This window comes from Streptomyces huiliensis, from assembly GCF_020037025.1.
GTDB classification, from domain to species: Bacteria; Actinomycetota; Actinomycetes; order Streptomycetales; family Streptomycetaceae; genus Streptomyces; species Streptomyces huiliensis.
Window position 1 is genome coordinate 24,437 of record NZ_JAIQLH010000087.1, and the last position, 17,222, is coordinate 41,658.

The window sequence follows — 17,222 nt, forward strand, 5'->3', positions numbered from 1 at the left end:
GTAACGACCTCCCGGTACCCCGATCGGTAAGGACACGCGATGCACAACGACCGCACGACCACCGAAGCCCGCCTGCGACGGGTGCTGGAGGAGCGCATCCGCCCGGCCGTGTACCCCGAGTCGGTGCCGCTGGGCGTCGGCGTGTGGCACGCCCCCGGCGAGCCCGTGCCCGTCGCGGAGGGCCTGGCGGCACCGCGCGAGCCGATCGGACCGGGGGACGCCTGGGGCCCGGCCTGGGGGACGAGCTGGTTCACCGTGACGGGCACGGTGCCGGCCGCCTGGGCCGGGCGGACCGTCGAGGCCCTGCTCGACCTCGGCTTCGACCCGAACCTCACCGGGTTCCAGTGCGAGGGCCTCGTCTACCGGGCGGACGGCTCGCCGGTGAAGGGCCTCAACCCGCGCAACCAGTGGGTGCGGATCGGCGCCCCCGCGACCGGGGGCGAGGAGGTGCGGCTGCATGTCGAGGCCGCCGCCAACCCGGTCATCCTCGACTACGAGCCGTTCCGCCCGACCGGGCTCGGCGATCTCGCGACGGCCGACCGCCGCCCGCGCTACCGGCTGGGCCGCATGGACCTCGCCGTGTTCGACGCCGCCGTGTGGGAGCTGGTGCACGACCTGGAGGTGCTGGACGGGCTGATGACCGGCCTGCCCGAGGACGCGCCGCGCCGCTGGGAGGTGCTGCGGGCGGTGGAACGGGCCCTGGACGCCGTCGACCTCCAGGACGTCGGCGCGACGGCCGCCCGCGCCCGCGACCTGCTGGCCGGCGTCCTCTCCGCCCCCGCCCAGGCGTCGGCGCACCGGATCAGCGCCGTCGGGCACGCCCACATCGACTCGGCGTGGCTGTGGCCGCTGCGCGAGACGGTCCGCAAGGTGGCCCGGACGACGTCCAACATGACGGCGCTGCTGGAGGAGGAGCCGGACTTCGTCTACGCGATGTCGCAGGCGCAGCAGTTCGCGTGGGTGAAGGAGCACCGGCCGGAGGTCTGGGCGCGGGTGAAGAAGGCGGTGGCGGACGGCCGGTTCGTGCCGGTCGGCGGGATGTGGGTGGAGTCGGACACCAACATGCCGGGGTCGGAGGCGCTGGCCCGGCAGTTCGTCCACGGGAAGCGGTTCTTCCTGGAGGAGTTCGGGATCGAGACGGAGGAGGTGTGGCTGCCGGACTCGTTCGGCTACTCGGCCGCGCTCCCGCAACTCGTGCGGCTGTCGGGTTCGAAGTGGTTCCTGACCCAGAAGATCTCCTGGAGCGCGACGAACAAGTTCCCCCACCACACGTTCTGGTGGGAGGGCCTGGACGGCACCCGCGTCTTCACCCACTTCCCGCCCATCGACACGTACAACGCGCAGCTCTCCGGCGAGGAACTCGCCCACGCCGTCCGCAACTTCCGGGAGAAGGGCGGCGCCACCCGCTCCCTCGCCCCCACCGGCTGGGGCGACGGAGGCGGCGGTACGACGCGCGAGATGCTGGCGCGGGCCCGGCGGCTCGCGGACCTGGAGGGCTCGGCACGGGTGGTGTTCGAACGGCCCTCGGCGTTCTTCGAGAAGGCGCACGCCGAGTACGCGGCGGACGCGCCGGTGTGGGCCGGTGAGCTCTATCTGGAGCTGCACCGGGCCACGCTCACCAGCCAGGCCCGCACCAAGCAGGGCAACCGCCGGGCCGAGCGGCTGCTGTACGAGGCGGAGCTGTGGTCGGCGACGGCGGCGGTACGCGCCGGCTTCCCGTACCCCTACGAGCGGCTGGACCGCCTCTGGAAGACGGTGCTGCTGCACCAGTTCCACGACATCCTGCCGGGCACGTCGATCGCCTGGGTGCACCGGGAGGCCGCGGCCACCTACGCGGAGGTGGCCGCGGAACTGGAGTCGCTGATCGCGGACGCGCTGGCGGCGCTCGCCGGGGACGCCGCGGCCGGCGGCACGGTCGTCTTCAACGCCGCGCCGCACGGCCGCGCCTGCGTCCAGGCCCGCTCCGCCCGCCCGGCGGACGAGCTGCCGCGCCCGGTCCCGGCGACGGCCATGGCCCGCGAGGCCGGCGGCTACGTCCTGGAGAACGGCCTGCTGAGGGTGGAGGTGGACGCCCGCGGCCTGGTCGTCTCCGTCGTCGACAAGGAGACGCGCCGCGAGACGATCCCCCCGGACACGACGGCCAATCTCCTCCAACTGCACCAGGACTTCCCGAACATGTGGGACGCCTGGGACGTCGACCGGTTCTACCGGAACACCGTCACCGACCTCACCGACGTGGAGTCGATGGAGCTCACGGACGAGGGCGCGGTCCGGGTGGTCCGCGCGTTCGGCACGTCCCGGGTGGAGCAGCGGATCGCCCTGCCGGACGGGGTGCGGCGGGTCGACTTCACGACGGAGGTCGACTGGCACGAGACGGAGAAGTTCCTCAAGGCCGCCTTCCCGCTGGACGTGCACGCGGACCGGGTCGCCGCCGAGACCCAGTTCGGCCACCTGTACCGGCCCGCGCACACCAACACCAGCTGGGACGCGGCCAAGTTCGAGGCGTGCGCCCACCGCTTCGTCCACGTGGAGGAGCACGGCTGGGGCGTGGCGCTGGTCAACGACTCGACGTACGGCTACGACGTGACGCGCACGGCCCGCGGCCCGGAGAACCCCGGAACCACCACCACGCTCCGCCTCTCCCTCCTGCGCGCCCCGCGCTTCCCCGACCCCCGCACCGACCAGGGCACGCACCGCTTCGGCTACGCCCTGGTGCCGGGCGCCGGGATCGCCGACGCCGTGTGCGAAGGCCACCGCGTCGGCATCCCGGAACGCCGGATCCCGGGCGACCGGGGGACGCCGCCCCTGGTGCGCGTGGACGACGAGGCGGTGGTGGTGTCGGCGGTGAAGCTCGCGGACGACGCGAGCGGCGACGTCGTGGTCCGCCTGTACGAGTCCCTGGGCGGCCGGGCCCGGACGGCTGTCGCGTTCGACTTCCCGACGACGACCGTGCACCGCTGCGACCTGCTGGAACGCCCGTTGGAGGAGGTCGAGTCGACGGACGGGAAGGTGGAACTGACGCTACGCCCGTTCGAGATCGTGACACTACGGGCACGCCGCAACAGCCCGTCCGCCGCTTGAGGACAAGCGGCGAAGCCGCTTCGGGGGGTGCGGGGGCGCAGCCTCGGCAAGAAACGGGGGAATAAACGCTCCTCCTCTGCGGGCTCGTGACTGGTGTGATGGTTTGACCGTTCGCGATGTGTGACCACTCGGCCGTGTAACGTGCACGACGATTTGTGGGCGCTGATCGAGCCGCCGCTGCCGCCCTGGCCGGAGAAGGCGCCAAGGCCGCAGCCGGTAGCGGACCGGCTGTGTCTGCAGGGCATCCTGTATGTCCTTCACAACGACATAGCCGGGCAACTCCTGCCTCCGGCACTGAGGTTCGGCTCCGGGCAGACCTGCCGGCGGCGCCTGGAGCGGTGGCAGCAGACCGGGGTCTTCGAGCAGCCGCACCGCATCCTGCTCGCCGAACTCAACGCGGCCGGCGAACTCGACTGGTCCCACGCGTGCGTGGACGGCTCCCACATCCGTGAAGAGCAGGAAGAGCCGCCACCGTACGCAAAGTGGGCGGTTGGAGTGGCGCATCGCCGGTCGATGGTCTTCTGCTCGTCGCGTTGCCGCACCCGGGTCTGGTGACAGAAGCTGTCACGGTCCTTGCCCGCGCGCTCGGCCACGGCGTCGGCGACCCGGTGGGGTGGTCGGGGTGGTGTGAGCCGGAGGTACGTCCTGTTGGTTGAGGAGGAGTTGCCCCGACCGTGAAGTGCTGCGTCCCCTGCACTCGGCCCACTGGGCACCTGTTTGCCCGCTGCCCCATTCAAGTGAATGCGCGGATGCCAAGGAGAGGGCAGGGGTATCGAGTTGATGACCAATACCGCGTCACCGCATCAGGGCCGCGAGGGGACGGCCTGTCCGCCTGCCGGGTGCTGTAGCCCACGTCTGCGCTGAAGCGCAACAGGAAACCGATCCCGTCTCACCAGGTGACGACAACGACGTTCATGGAGGTGTACTCGTGAGTCCTCTCCGCGTACTGCTGCCGGCCGTAGCCCTGGTCCTTTCCCTGACGCCCATGACGGCGGTGGCTTCGGCCGACTCGCTGTCCGACCCGCAGCGCGCCCCACAGACGTGCGGAACGAAGACCGCAGACTACGTCGGCCATGAATATCGAGGGCCAGCTCCTGGCGGCAACACGAGGCACATCAGGTTCTACTTCGAGCGTGGCGACGATCGTTACCCCATGGCGACAGTGACCGATACCCCCAAGAACGGACGATCCGAAACGGTGACACGCGAATTCACCGCCCTAGGTACCGACACGAGGGGGGGCGTCAGGTACTGGTACCCCGGCGGCGGCCAATCGACGGCGGCGGCTCGAGGGTGTCCCGTCGGAGCCAGCACACCCTCGAAGTTGGAGGGCGTGCGGCCTCGCTGGACCCTCACTCGGGTCAGCTAAGTTCAGCTTGGCGCCACCCCTCTTGATACTGGCGAAGGCCAGGAAGAGCTCGGCGGCACGGACAGGACAGCGCGGCGGGTGGCCCAGAACTGCGTTGTTGAGGCGGGGCGCGGGTAAGTCGCTTGCAGCAAGGACGCAACGTCACCGTGTCAGTGGGTGCGTGAAGGCCGCTTACCACGCGCTTTGAGCCGCGTGCTGCAGCGCAAACGTGAGCCGCATCCTGCGTAGCCGAGCGGTGAAGGACCCCTACCTGGAGGTGTATTCATGCGCGCACTGCGTGTGCTACTGCCTGTCCTGGCCCTGTTGATGCCCGCCACGGCGACGGCTTCTGCCGACTCAGCGCCTGGAGCGCAGCACGCGGCTTTGCCGTGCGGTACGAACTACTCGGACTACGACGGCCATGAATATGAAGGAACCTGGCCTGGGCTTTACACGAGGCACGTCAAGTTCTACCTTGAGGGCGGTGATTCTCGCTACCCCAAGGCGACGGTGACCCACACCTACCGTGACGGCCGAGTCGAAACGAAGACGCGGGAATTCACAGTCAGGCGGACTGGTGGTGGCAGGGTCGGAACCGTCTCCTATTGGCTCCCGGGGACCGACGGACTTCAGGGGGCGAACGCCGCTTGGGACTGTCCCGCCGGACACACCACGCCCAACAAGTTGAGGGGATTTCGCAAGACCCTCGTACGAGTTAGGTGAAGCGGTGCGCAGGCCACAACCCTGATGGGGCCTCTGGCGACACATGCGGCGTCCTCGAACACCACGTCAGGCAGGCGGAGCCGTATCCGGCGGCCAACTGCCGAAGGTGGTGGGAGACAGCCGGCCGCTCACCAGAGGCTCAGGGGTCGTCCAGCCTCGGCGGCCGCCCGGATACGCCGCTCGATCTCGGCTTCCGACTCGACTTTCGCCCGACCGGCCCGGATCGCGGATCCGATGGCCCGGGACCTGCCCGTCGGCCCACGGAGATCAGCCAGGGGGTTACCCGGGTGGCGGCGCCGGGCGAGCCACTCGGCCCGATTCTCCGCCGGCGTGCCCAGCCGTAGGTGTGCCGGCTGCTGACACGAGTGGTTGTCGCACGTGTGGCAGACGGTCGGGTTGTCGTTTCCCCAGCCCAGGCGAGGGATCACCCCGGGGCAAGCTGGTAGCCGTCCAGGTGTCCCGGCACGGTTCCCCGCCGCGTCCGGCCCGGGAGGGAGGCCGCGCGAAAGCTCGCGTGCCCGGTGTCCGAGATGGTTCGAAGAAGAACCAGCAGCCCCGTCGAAGTCCGGTGGACCTTGGCCCAGTATCGGGTCCTGACCGACTCGTCGTTCAGCCAGGCCGCCCACTCCGCCGCCGGGATACGCACCGGCGAGGGCTCTCCGATCAAGGCGAGCTGCTCGGGCGGGTACTCGGCCGGAAGGGGCCCGGACGGGTTCACCGCGGACGGCGGGAACAGCCCGGACCCCAGGGCATCGTCAGGCCGCATCGTCGTGGACGGCGGGCTGGGTGCTGGCGGCGATCTGCTGCTCGGCTGTCGTGGAAAGCCCAAGCCCAACAAAATGAGGTCCATCATCCAGGCTTGCACCCAGTACGCGACGACGGACCTCAAAGGGCATGAACTAGCGGGCACCGGGCCCCGCTCACATCCTCCAGACGTGGTACCACGTCCATCACGGGGCGCCGAAATCCGCTTCTAACAACCCTCACAAGGAGGCCGTTTTTACCCCCGATATGAACTCATCCCATGCTCCTGCCTGAATGCACAAACGGAGACCGAGCGGCTCTTTGCTGTCGCGGACGACAACGATTTCCCGTGCGTCTGCGTTCACCTCAACACATTGACCGTTCCCACTACTGTAAGAACTCTTGCGCCATATGGTCTCGTGGTGATCCGTCCTATTCACCCTGGCACCTCTTCTCTCACTGCATCTCTTGGGCCAACTCGGCAATCAGGTTCAACGTGTCGTCAGGGCTGAGAGCTACGGCACGTAGGTTGTCGAAGAGCCCGCCATACCGGCGAACGTCGGCTTCTGCTTCGAGAAAGAGATCACCAGCCATGCTGTCGATGTAGATAATTTCCGGATCCTCAACTTCCGGAAAAGACATAAGCACAAACGAGCCCGGCATTCCCGCGTGCGCTCCAGCGCTGAACGGGATCACCTGCAGCGTCACTTGTGGCTCTTGAGCCACCGCCGCGAGGCGCTTCAACTGTTCGTGCATCACGGCTGGGCCGCCCACCAGGCGTCGCAGAGCGGCTTCATCCATGATTGCCCAGAGGGTGAGGGGATCGGCTTTGGTAAGCACGGCCTGACGCTCCACTCGGGCCTGTACTCGCTGCTCAATCTCTCTGGTACTTGCCATCGGCAAAACGCCCTTGATGACAGCGCGTGCGTATTCCTCGGTCTGCAACAGACCTGGGATGAACAGGGATTCGTAGTTGCGTACTGCGCGTGCCTCAGCCTCAAAGCTGATGTAGGCAGTGTATTCCTCGGGAAGCTCGCTGTGGTACGGGCGTAGCCAGCCCTGTGAACTGGCGCCTTGGGAGAGCGCCACGATTTCGCCACGCTGTTTGGCGGTCACGCCGTACAGATCGAGGAGTGCCGTCAAGGTCCGCTGCTGCGGGCGAACCCGGGCGGTCTCGATCCTGTAGAGCGTCGCGGTGTTGATCCCTGTCTGCCCGGTGACTTCCTCCCTGGTCAGGCCAGCGCTCTTACGCAGCCGGCGCAGCTCGGCAGCCAACCGCCGCAGGCGGACCGTCGGCAACTGCCGCTTCGGAGGCATACCCACCAACCTTTCATTTGCACATGAGCCAGCGGCGATTCTGTCTGGCAACAGCCCACGCCGCAAGCTCAGTTCGCACATGCACTCTATGCATTCTCACGCCTTGCATGTGACGGCCTGGCAGGTGCATCCTGGGCACTCGGTTGCCGGACTGTCACTGCGTCATCACAGTCAGGTGATCTTGAGTCATCTCGTCATGCTCAAAAGCAAGCCCCGGCGACCGTCCTACCGGTCCCGGGGCACGGCCAACGCTGACAAGGAGCGCCGACATGCTCAACTCTATCCGCCGAGGACTCCGGCGACTGAGGGACGCCATCCTCCTCGACGTCCAGCCCCTCAACACCCCCAGCCGGCGGACCACCACCCCGCCCCCGCCCACCGTCCAAAAGCCCCCCGTGCGCACCCCCAAGCTCCGTTGCGGCTGCGGGCAACTCGTCCCCACACCGACCGGTGACGGCTACGTCCTCGTACCTTCCGTCCACGGAATCAACATCATCCGCCAGCCTCAGGCCGGGGAAACGAACCGATGACCGAACCCCCCGCGATCGGCTCGTACGTCGCCGACATCGAACGAAACAAGATCGGCCAAGTCATGGCCGGCGACCAAGACCTCATCCAACTCCGGCCGGTCGACGGCGGATTGGAATGGGACGCCAAACCGAACACCGTGCGCCCGGCAACCCTCGAAGAAGTCCTGAGCGCCAAGGTGAAAGCCGCGAACAACCGACCGAGGTGGGGCCAGTGAGCGCACACACCGTGATCCGGTGCGCCGACTGGGCCATCACCCCGGACACAACGGCAGAGGCTCCGCCCCTCCTCCACGAAATGGCATGCACCACCTGTGGAGACCTCTCCGGGACCAACGAGGACTTCGAAAAGACACGAGACTGGGCCTTTCGGCACGCCGGACGCAACCCCTCCCACACCGGCTACCGAGAGATCATCCACCGCTCTTGGAGGGCAACCCTCGTGAGGTGAGCAAACCCCCGCAAGCCCCGGCCTCGACCGCATCCGCGTGAGGACGGTCCGCAGCCGAGGCAGGCACCCGGCCCCCGCCAGGCTCAGGCGGGGGTCTTTTCGCACGCGGGGGTGCCCCCTCCGGGGAAGGGGCTGGGGTGAAGCCCACGCGGGGCGAAGCCCCGCGATCCACCCCGCCTCACCACCCCGCCCACCACGCCCCCACCCCCGCATACACCCCACACCCCACCACCACACTCACCAACAACGGCGCCCGCCAAGCCGCCGCACCCACCACCCCAGCCGTACCCGCGACGACAGCAGGCGATGGCACCGCTACCTCACCCCCCGCCACAGCGGACACCGCCAGCACCAACAGCACAGCCAAAGGAACCTGCCGCATCCACGCGGTGTCCGCGAAACGCCGGCCGAAGTGCGTCGCACCCGCGAGCCGCATGAGAAGCGTCCCGCCACCGGCGACGGCGGAGGCCAGCAGAGCGGCGGCGGCGGAACTCACACCACCTCACCGCCCCCCGGTTCGTACGGACACCCGGAGCCGGTCCGCCACCGCTAAGAGCACCGTCATGACGACCATCGCCGCCAGCTCGGCGAAGCTCCCCGCCGGACGGCAGCCGAGCACCACCGCGACCCCCGCGACCGGCACCCACACCCGCCCCCACCCGTCCACCCCGCGCAGCGCGTCCACCGCCAGGGCGACGAACAGCGCGGGCAGCGCGAAGGCGGTGGCGTCCTGGGGCACGACCGGGCCCAGCGCCGCCCCGACCGCCGTCCCGCCGACCCACGCCGTCCAGCAAGCGGCGTGTACGCCGTAGCGGAAGCCGGTGGGCCGGTCCGGCCGGCCCAGGTCCAGCGCGAACGACTCGTCGGTGAGGGTGTGCGCCAGCGCCAGCCGGCCCACCGGCCGCGCCCGGCGCAGCAGCGGCCCGGCCGCCAGACTCATCGGGATGTGCCGCAGGTTGACGACGAGCATGCCCGCCGCCACGAGCAGCGGATGCTGCCCGAACGCGAGCGCCTGCAGCCCGGCCATCTGCGCCGCGCCCGCGTAGACCCACCCGGACATCAGGACCGACAGCCAGAGCGGCAGGCCCGCGCGGGTGGCGATGGCGCCGAAGGCGGCGGCGACGGGCAGGTAGCCGACGGCGGCACCGAGCGCGTGCGCCGCGCCCTGGAGAAACGGTCCGCCGCCGGACACCCGCGTGCCGCGGGCCGGGCGCAGGGGGATGGTCCGCTCGACGGGCACTGGGCCTCCAGGCGGGGAGGGGACGGCCGTCTCCCACCCTAGGCAGGCCGCACGACGCGCCGGACGGCCTTGCGCCGCACACCGCCCGTTCGGCCCAACGCCCGGCGGAGCGCCGTGGATCACCCCGTGAGGACGGCTTCCCGCACCGGGTCCCCCTCGTAGAACGCGCGGATCCGGGGCACGTCCGGGTCCACCATGGAGACGATGAGGACCCACATGCCGCTGCCGCGCGCCAGGGCCGTGTCGAAGGCGGTGCAGGAGTCGCGTACGGGGTCCTCGGGCCAGGCGATCCGGTGGGTGTGGTAGTTGCCGAAGAGGATCCACCCGTGCGCGTCGGCGTCCTCCTCGGCCCGCAGGACGTCGCCGGGGCGGGCCACCCAGCCGCGCTGTTCCTGGGGCGTCGCGGTGGGGCGGGCGTGCTCGCGGTAGATCTCGTCGACGGTGTCGGCGTAGGCGGGGTCGGTCCGGGCGCTGTGGGTCAGCGGGTAGACGGCGGACACGGCGAGGACACCGGGTTCCGGCCAGTCGCCGGCGAGCAGGCCGAACGCCCTGAGCTGCGGGGGCTCGCCGGGGAGATGGCGTCCGGTCACCTTCCGCCGGGCGTGTTCCACCAGCCGGTCGCGCGGTCCGGGCGGCAGGACGATGGTCCGCGCCGCGGCGACGTCCCAGGGGGACCACGGGGAAGGGCTGCTGCCGTGCGGGGTGACGGTCATGAGGCGTCCGCCTGACGGGGGCTCGCACAGTCGTGTCGCCAAGAGGGTAGGCCGGTGGGGCCCGCCCGGGAAGTGGGCAGTGGCCGCCGCCCCGCGCATTCACGCCAACGTCACGGAACCCGGGACGGATCCCCGCGTTCCGGGTGGTCTACCCGGGTAGACCGGGTAGAGAGCCCGGGGATCAGCGCAGAGACCCCTGGAGTGGTGCCATGACCGCACGCCCTGATCATCCTGTGCTCGACGCCGACTGCCACATCGTGCTCCCCGACTCCGACGTCTGGTGGCGGGACAGCCTTCCGGAGAAGTACGCGCCGTGGATGCCCCGGTACGAGAACGACGTGCTCGTGGCCGAGGGCCGCGTCATCGAGACACCGTCGCCCACCTTCCACGGCCGCCCCACCCAGGCGGCCTGGTTCGGCAGCACCCAGGGGGCCACCTACACGCCCGGCAGCTGGGCGCTGGAGGACCCCGCGGTGGTGGAGGTGCTGAGCGCGCTCAAACGCGGCGGGCTCGACCCCCGCGACCGCATCGCCGCGATGGACCACGAGGGCATCGACAAGGCGTTCGTGTTCCCGTCCAAGGTCCTCGGCCTGCTGCCCGCGCTGCGCAGCGCGGCCTTCGCCGCCGCCCTCGCCGCGGCGTACAACGACTACGCGGTCTCCTACTGCGCCGCCGCCCCCGAGCGGCTGGTGCCGGTGGCCGTGCTGCCGCAGCACGACGCGGTGCTCGCCGTCGAGGAGGCGCGGCGGGTGCGCGCCAAGGGCGTGCGGTCCGTCATCCTGCGGCCCAACACGGTCGCCGGGACGAACATCGACGACGAGGTCTACGACGTGCTGTGGGAGGAGTGCGAGCGGCACGGCACGGCGGTGGCGTTCCACGAGGGGTTCGGGGTCGCGAAGATCCCGCGGATCGGCACCGAGCGCACCCACGACACGATGCAGGGCCATCTGGTCAGTCACACGTTCGAGCACATGACGGCGGTGATGCTGCTGATCACCGGCGGGGTGCTGGAGCGCTTCCCCGGCCTGCGGTTCGCCTTCATGGAGAGCGGCGCGGGCTGGGCGCCGTTCTGGCTGCACCGGATGGACGACCACGTGCTGCAGTTCGCCAAGGACCGGCCCGCGCTGCCGGAGCCGCCGAGCGCGTACTTCAAGCGCCAGTGCTACCTGGGCATCGAGCCGGAGGACCCGCTGCTGCCGATGCTGATCGACCAGGGGCTGGAGGACAATCTGCTGTTCGCCAGCGACTTCCCGCACTTCGACGCCACGTTCCCGGGGGCGGTCACCGGGCTGACCGACCGCAAGGACGTCGGCGAGGAGCAGAAGCGCAAGATCCTGTACGAGAACGCCCGCCGCTTCTACGGCCCCGCGGCCGAGGACCCGGCGGTCCCGTGAGCGGCGACCCGACGGAGACGGCCGCGGTCACGTCCGGCCTGGACCCGCGCGTCGCCTCGGTCCTCCGCGCCCTGGAGGAGCGGTCGGCCAAGGAGCGGGCGGAGATGGAGGTGCTGCGCGCGGTCGGCGCGCTGCGCGAGCGGGCGGCCGCGTTCATGCTGGACGTCGGCCCGGAGAGCGGCCTGTTCCTGAACACCCTGGTGCGGTCCGCCCGGGCGCGGACCGTGCTGGAGGTCGGCGGGTCGGTGGGCTACTCGACGCTCTGGCTCGCCGAGGCGGTCCAGGCGACCGGCGGCCGGGTGTACTCCATCGAGCCGGTCGACGGGAAGCGGGCCGAGCAGCGGGCCAACCTGCGGGCGGCCGGGCTGGCGGACGTCGTCGAGCTGACGGCGTGCGAGGCGCCCGAGCTGGTACCCGCCCTGCCCGCGCCGCTCGACCTGGTGCTGCTTGACCACTGGAAGGAGCTGTACGTGCGCGACTTCGAGGCGTGCTGGCCGGCCGTGGCGCCGGGCGGTCTGGTCGTGGCCGACAACATCCTGACCCCGCGGAAGAACGCGGTGGCGATCGCAGCGTACCGGCGGCACCTCGCCGGGCTCTCCGACGCCCGGAGTCAAGTGATGGCCGTCGGCGCCGGCCTGGAGGTCACCGTCAAGTGTGATGACCGGGTCATCGACGAGCGTTCCTCCGCCACCGCACCTAGCGTGTCCTCCGTCACCCCCGCCCCACTCGACGGAGGCCCGCCCAGATGAAGATCGGCATCGAGTCGGAACTGCCCGTGGTCGACCGGAACGGCTTCGCCGCCGGGCACGAGGCCGTCCGGTCCGTGTTCCGGCGCCTGGCCGCACGGGACGGGTTCCGCCCGTACGCCGACACGCCGGGCGGGGAGCCGGTGGGCGTCCGGGCGGCGCTCCCCGGCGGCACGCTCGACATCGGCACCGACTACGGGTTCTGCACGATCGAGGTGGCCCTGCCGCCGGAGGAGGACTTCGCCCGGGCCAAGGCCGCGTGGCACGCCTGCCTGGACGACGTGCTGCTGCCGGCGCTCGCCGCGGAGGGGCTGTCGGCGCTGGCCCACGGCTGCCAGCCGCGGACGGAGACGCTCGGCGCCCCCTGGCTCGCCGCCAAGGCCCACTACCGCCTCTGGCTGGACCGCGCCGAGAGGTACCCGGGCCACTACGCGGCCGACGCGTGGCCCGGCTTCGCGGCCGTCCAGTTCAACGTCGACGTCCCCCTGGACGCGGCCGTCACCGCCTGCGACACGCTGATCAAGCTCACCCCGCTCGTCTTCGCCTGGGGCTCCAACGACGCCGTCTTCGGCGGGGCCGTCCAGCCGTGGCACTCCCTCCGACTCCGCGGCTACACCGAACTCTCCGCGTCCAACCCGTTCTTCGCCGACCGGCTGCTCCTCCCCCACCACCTCTACCGCGACCTGTCCGACTACGTGCGGGAGGCGTGGGCGCGCCCGGTCTTCCAGGTCGAGCGGGACGGGGAGGTCCACAGTCCGGTCGACCAGGGGCTGACCACGGCCGGGTTCGCCGCCGCGGGCCGGGCGGACTTCGTGGGCCGGGACGGGGCGAAGCGGACGCTGCGCTGCACGACCGCGGACCTGGCGACCGGGCTCCTCTACTACTGGCCGGCCGTCCGGATCCGGGTGCGGCCGGACACGTCCCTGGACGTGCCGGACGTCGTCGCCGCGGTGGCCGCCGGGCGGGCCGAGGAGATCCTGGCGGACGGCGGGCGCGGCTGCTTCGTCGAGATCCGGCACCTGCCGACGATGGGGCGCGCCGAGACGTTCGCCTGGCTCGCGATGCTCCTCGGCTGGCTGGGCGACCTGGACGGCTGCCGCGCCCTGACCGAGGAGTGGACGCTCGACGACGTCCGGACGGCCACGGAGGACGTCCTGACGCGGGGCTGGTCGGCCCGGCTGCGCGGCCGGCCGCTCCCCGAGTGGGGGGCGGCGGCGTTCGAGCTGGCCGAAGCCTCGCTGCGGCGCCGCCCGGTGGCGCCGGTGGACGAACTGGCGCCGCTGGCCCGCCGGTTGGCTGAGCGCACCAGCCCGTCGTCCGACACCGTCGCCTGTCTGGAGCGGGACGGTATCGAGACGCTGGTCGACCGGCTGAGGATGTGACGCGATGGCCGGGGGCGGCGGCAGGGCGAACGGGCCGGAGGGGTCGGAACGGTCAGGGGGATCGGAGAAGTACGGGTACAACTTCTGCGCCGGCCCGGCGACCCTGCCCCGGTCCGTGATGCGCCGCGTCCGCGAGGAGTTCGCGGCCCACGCGGACGACGGCACCTCGGTCATCGAGATCAGCCACAAGAGCCCCCGGTTCACCGCGCTGCTGGACTCGGTGGTGGCCCGGCTCCGGAAGCTGTGCGGGATACCGGACGGTTACCACGTGCTGTTCGTGCACGGCGGGGCGCGGATGCAGTGCTCCGCCGTGCCCCTCAACCTCATCTCACGCTCCCCCGGCCGCACCTCGGGCTACGTCGAGACGGGCCTCTTCGCCCGGCAGGCCCGGGCGGAGGGCGCCCGCTACGGCACGGCCGCCGTGGTCGCCGGCAGCGCGGACACCGGCTTCGACCGGATACCGGACGTCCGCCCGGAGGACTGCCCGCCGGACGCCGCGTACATCCACCTGACCAGCAACAACACGGCGTACGGGACGCGGTGGCACACCTTCCCGCGCGGCCTCCCCGGCCCGCTGGTGGCCGACGCCACGTCCGACGTCCTCTCCCGGCGGCTGGACTTCTCCCGCTTCGGCGTCGTCTACGCGGGCTTCCAGAAGAACCTCGGCCCGTCGAGCGTGGCGCTCGTCGTCGTCCGCGACGACCTGCTCGGCCACGCCCTGCCCGGGACGCCGCTGCTGCTCGACTACGCGGTGTACGCCGCGAGCCGGTCGCTGCACAACACGCCCAACACCTTCGCGCTGTTCGTCCTCTCCCTCTACCTGGACTGGATCGACGAGCAGGGCGGCCTGGACGCCGTCGAGCGCGTCAACCGCGCCAAGGCGGACGTCCTCTACGAGGAGCTGGACCGGTCGTCGTTCTACCGCCCGACCGCGCACCCCGACCACCGGTCCATCACCAACATCACCTTCCTGCTGCCGGACGCCGAGGCGACCGCGGACTTCCTGCGCCACGCGGAGGCGGAGGGGCTCCGGGGGCTCGCCGGCCACCGCAGCGTGGGCGGGATCCGCGCCTCGGTCTACAACGGGATGCCGCCCGCCGGCGTCCGGGCGCTGGCCGGCTTCCTCCGCGAGTACGAGCGCACCCGCGGCTGAGCGTCATGCGGCCGAGCATCACGCGGCTGGGCGTCATACAGCTGAACGTCACACGGCTGAGCATCACGCGGCGGGCCGGACGGCGGTGAAGGCGTAGCGGCCCAGGCTGTAGAAGAACCGCCCGGCACGCGCCAGTTCGCGCTGCTCGTCGGCCCAGGCGCGGGTGGTGTCGGGGTCGGCCTCGGGGTGCCCGGCGAGGAACGCCTCGACGAACCCGAGCTGCCAGTGGCTGTAGAGGCCGGGGTGGCAGTCGCGGTTGACGAACGTCAGGGTGGTCAGCCGCTCCTCCCGCAGCCCGGCCCCCTCCAGCAGCGGGCCCAGCCGCTCGGGTAGCCGGGGGTCGGCCACGTGGTCGTCCCACAGCCGCAGCACGTGCCGCATCCGCGCGCGGTCGCGGGAGTGCCAGACCAGCGAGTCCCAGTCGGTGTCCAGGACCACCGCCCGGCCGCCGGGACGCAGGACGCGCGCGAACTCGGCGAGGGCGCGTTCGACGTCCTCGACGTACTCCAGCACCTGCGACGAGACCACCGCGTCGAACGAGGCGTCGGGGAATGGCAGTTCCTCGCAGCGCCCCTGCTCCAGGCCGACGCGCCCGTCCCCGGCGCACCGCCGCCGGGCCAGGTCCAGCATCGACGCGCTGACGTCGACGCCGCGGACGGCACCGTCCGGCCCGACCTCGGGGGCCATCTCCTCCAGCAGGTAGCCGGGCCCGCAGCCGGCGTCGAGGACCCGTTCCCCGGGCCGGAGGGCGAGCAGCGAGCGCAGGTGGGCGCGCTGGCCGGTGAGTTCGGGGGTGTGCGCCTCGGCGTCGGCCTCGGTGGCGCGCTCGCCGTCGAAGCGCAGGTAGCCGGTCATACGGGCCTCCGGGTCGTCAGCTGGGGGCGGGTGCCGGCGCGGCGGCGGCCAGCCACCGCCGCGCCCGTTCGACGGTCCGGTCCGTGAGCTCGGCGGACGCGCCGAGATAGCGGGCGGGGTCGAGCCGCTCCTCCAGGGCGGCGGCGTCGAGGTACCGGCCGACGACGCCGTCCTTGGCGAGGGCGGCGCGCAGGGAGCCGCCGTCCTCCTGGGCCCGCTGGCTCGCCTCGTAGACGAGGGTGTGGGCGCTCTGCTTGCCGATCGCCCGGCCGAGGGTGAGCATCAGGGCCTCGGAGCAGAGCTGTTCGGCCATCCGCCGGGCGTTCTCGGCCATCCGTTCGCGGTCCACCCGCAGCCCGGCGAGGACGGCGTTGAGCGTGGCGAGGGCGGCGAGGGTGTGGTGGGAGACGTCGGCGAGGGCGACCCACTCCACGCGCAGCCCGCGGGCGTCGCGCTCGTGCTCCTGGACCATGCCCTCGATGCCGAGCGCCGCGTTGGCGCGGGCCAGCCGGGCGAGGACGACGACCTGGGCGGAGCGCTCGGGGTTGCGCTTGTGCGGCATCGTGCTGCTGCCGACCCGCCCGTGCTCCCAGCCCTCGGCGAGCTCCCCGATCTCCGGCCGGGACAGCTCGTGCACCTCGTTGGCGACGCGGGCCAGGCCCGCCGCGAGCAGGGCCAGGACGGCGCCGAACTCGGCCGGCCGGTCGCGCGCGGTGTGCCAGCCGACGGCGGGCACGCCGAGGCCGAGCCGCCGCGCGAACACCTCCAGCAGCGCCACGCCCCCGGGCCCGAAGCCCGCCATGGTGCCGGCCCCGCCGAACAGCTGCGCCACCAGCGCCTCCTCGCGCAGCCGGGCCAGCCGCCGGGCGTGCCGCAGCAGTTCGTCGAGCCAGCCCGCCGCCTTCAGCCCGAAGGTGATGGGGACGGCGGGCTGCCCGTAGCTGCGTCCGGTCATCAGGCTGTCGCGGTGCTCCTCCGCGAGGCCGGCGAGTCGTGCCACCATGACGGCCAGTTCGCGGTCGGCCTCGTCCAGGACGTCGCGCATCTCCAGGGCCTGGGCGGTGTCCTGGATGTCCTGGGTGGTGGCCCCCAGGTGCACCATCTCGCCCAGGCCCCCGGTACACGCGGCCTCGACGCCGCGCAGCAGCGGCACGAGCGAGTGCCCGGTGCGGCGGAACTCGGGCGCCAGCGCGTCGAGGTCGACCCGCCCCGGCGCGCAGGCCCGGGCGATCTCCTCGGCCGCCGCGGCGGGCAGCATCCCGGTCTCGGCCTGGCTGGCGGCCAGCACCGCCTCGACGTACAGCCACCGCTGGAGCCGGCAGCGGTCGCAGAAGATGCGCCGGCTGGCCGGGGTGCCGTAGGCGTTGCCGTGGAACAGGGAGTCGACGACGTGTCCGCGTGCGTGGGCGCAGTGCGCCGCCGCGAGCGGGGCTGACGGAATGTCCATGGAACCTCGCCGTGGTCCGTGGGGGGAACCGCAGGATGCCGCGGAGGCGCGCGGCCGGTTCCATGCCAGCACCCCGGCGCCGGGGTGACAAGGGCGTGGGG

At 71.6% G+C, this 17,222-nt stretch carries 15 protein-coding genes; 8 read left to right on the forward strand and 7 right to left on the reverse strand.

From position 1 onward, the window contains the following. Positions 1-39 precede the first annotated feature (39 nt). Together JNW98_RS17450 and JNW98_RS17455 are read left to right on the forward strand one after the other, a co-directional pair. On the forward strand, positions 40-3,081 hold the full coding sequence (locus JNW98_RS17450) for an alpha-mannosidase (RefSeq protein ID WP_223769168.1): 3,042 nt from the start codon (positions 40-42) through the stop codon (positions 3,079-3,081). Positions 3,082-3,222: 141 nt separating this feature from the next. Further along, the gene (locus tag JNW98_RS17455) at positions 3,223-3,636 is read left to right on the forward strand and encodes a transposase (RefSeq protein WP_223769169.1); all 414 of its coding nucleotides are present in this window, start codon (positions 3,223-3,225) and stop codon (positions 3,634-3,636) included. A gap of 2,499 nt (positions 3,637-6,135) precedes the next feature. On the opposite strand, the gene JNW98_RS17460 is transcribed toward JNW98_RS17455, so the two are convergent. Then, entirely contained in the window at positions 6,136-6,336 is a 201-nt protein-coding gene (locus JNW98_RS17460; RefSeq protein WP_308015620.1) for a DUF397 domain-containing protein, read from the reverse strand. A gap of 16 nt (positions 6,337-6,352) precedes the next feature. Beyond that, the gene (locus JNW98_RS17465) at positions 6,353-7,213 is read right to left on the reverse strand and encodes a helix-turn-helix domain-containing protein (protein WP_223769170.1); all 861 of its coding nucleotides are present in this window, start codon (positions 7,211-7,213) and stop codon (positions 6,353-6,355) included. Positions 7,214-7,739: 526 nt separating this feature from the next. Here JNW98_RS17465 and JNW98_RS17470 point away from each other — a divergent pair. Both JNW98_RS17470 and JNW98_RS37025 read left to right on the forward strand, forming a co-directional pair. After that, a complete protein-coding gene (locus tag JNW98_RS17470) occupies positions 7,740-7,958 on the forward strand; it encodes a hypothetical protein (RefSeq protein ID WP_223769171.1) in 219 nt (72 codons plus the stop codon). Next, positions 7,859-8,191: a DUF7848 domain-containing protein gene (locus JNW98_RS37025; RefSeq protein WP_443732499.1), complete on the forward strand. Its 333-nt coding sequence runs from the start codon at positions 7,859-7,861 to the stop codon at positions 8,189-8,191. The genes JNW98_RS17470 and JNW98_RS37025 overlap by 100 nt, the downstream gene beginning before the upstream one ends. Positions 8,192-8,369: 178 nt before the next feature. Here the strand turns inward: JNW98_RS37025 and JNW98_RS36895 are convergent, their stop codons facing one another. The 3 genes from JNW98_RS36895 to JNW98_RS17485 form a co-directional block, all read right to left on the reverse strand. After that, positions 8,370-8,687, reverse strand: a complete 318-nt coding sequence (locus tag JNW98_RS36895; RefSeq protein WP_223769172.1) for an AzlD domain-containing protein — start codon at positions 8,685-8,687, stop codon at positions 8,370-8,372. A gap of 6 nt (positions 8,688-8,693) precedes the next feature. Next, a complete protein-coding gene (locus JNW98_RS17480; protein ID WP_223769173.1) occupies positions 8,694-9,431 on the reverse strand; it encodes an AzlC family ABC transporter permease in 738 nt (245 codons plus the stop codon). 119 nt (positions 9,432-9,550) lie between these two features. Beyond that, a complete protein-coding gene (locus JNW98_RS17485) occupies positions 9,551-10,144 on the reverse strand; it encodes an MPN domain-containing protein (RefSeq protein WP_223769174.1) in 594 nt (197 codons plus the stop codon). 209 nt (positions 10,145-10,353) lie between these two features. Here JNW98_RS17485 and JNW98_RS17490 point away from each other — a divergent pair, with 209 nt between their 5' ends. Genes JNW98_RS17490 through serC form a run of 4 tightly spaced genes read left to right on the forward strand, consistent with a single transcriptional unit; the run spans position 10,354 to position 14,819 of the window. Continuing rightward, positions 10,354-11,538: an amidohydrolase family protein gene (locus tag JNW98_RS17490; RefSeq protein WP_223769175.1), complete on the forward strand. Its 1,185-nt coding sequence runs from the start codon at positions 10,354-10,356 to the stop codon at positions 11,536-11,538. Continuing rightward, positions 11,535-12,287 carry an O-methyltransferase gene (locus JNW98_RS17495; RefSeq protein ID WP_223769176.1) on the forward strand — a complete coding sequence of 251 codons (753 nt, stop codon included), beginning with the start codon at positions 11,535-11,537 and terminating at the stop codon, positions 12,285-12,287. The genes JNW98_RS17490 and JNW98_RS17495 overlap by 4 nt, the downstream gene beginning before the upstream one ends. Next, positions 12,284-13,666 (forward strand): glutamate-cysteine ligase family protein, encoded by a 1,383-nt coding sequence (locus JNW98_RS17500; protein ID WP_223769177.1) that lies wholly within the window; start codon positions 12,284-12,286, stop codon positions 13,664-13,666. Before JNW98_RS17495 ends, JNW98_RS17500 begins: the two co-directional genes overlap by 4 nt. A 4-nt stretch (positions 13,667-13,670) precedes the next feature. Further along, on the forward strand, positions 13,671-14,819 hold the full coding sequence (gene serC, locus JNW98_RS17505) for a 3-phosphoserine/phosphohydroxythreonine transaminase (RefSeq protein WP_223769178.1): 1,149 nt from the start codon (positions 13,671-13,673) through the stop codon (positions 14,817-14,819). Between the two features lie 63 nt (positions 14,820-14,882). Here the strand turns inward: serC and JNW98_RS17510 are convergent, their stop codons facing one another. Together JNW98_RS17510 and JNW98_RS17515 are read right to left on the reverse strand one after the other, a co-directional pair. Beyond that, the gene (locus JNW98_RS17510; protein WP_223769179.1) at positions 14,883-15,674 is read right to left on the reverse strand and encodes a methyltransferase domain-containing protein; all 792 of its coding nucleotides are present in this window, start codon (positions 15,672-15,674) and stop codon (positions 14,883-14,885) included. Between the two features lie 16 nt (positions 15,675-15,690). After that, complete coding sequence (locus tag JNW98_RS17515; protein ID WP_223769180.1) at positions 15,691-17,121, reverse strand: class-II fumarase/aspartase family protein; 1,431 nt, start codon at positions 17,119-17,121, stop codon at positions 15,691-15,693. Between the last annotated feature and the right edge of the window lie 101 nt (positions 17,122-17,222).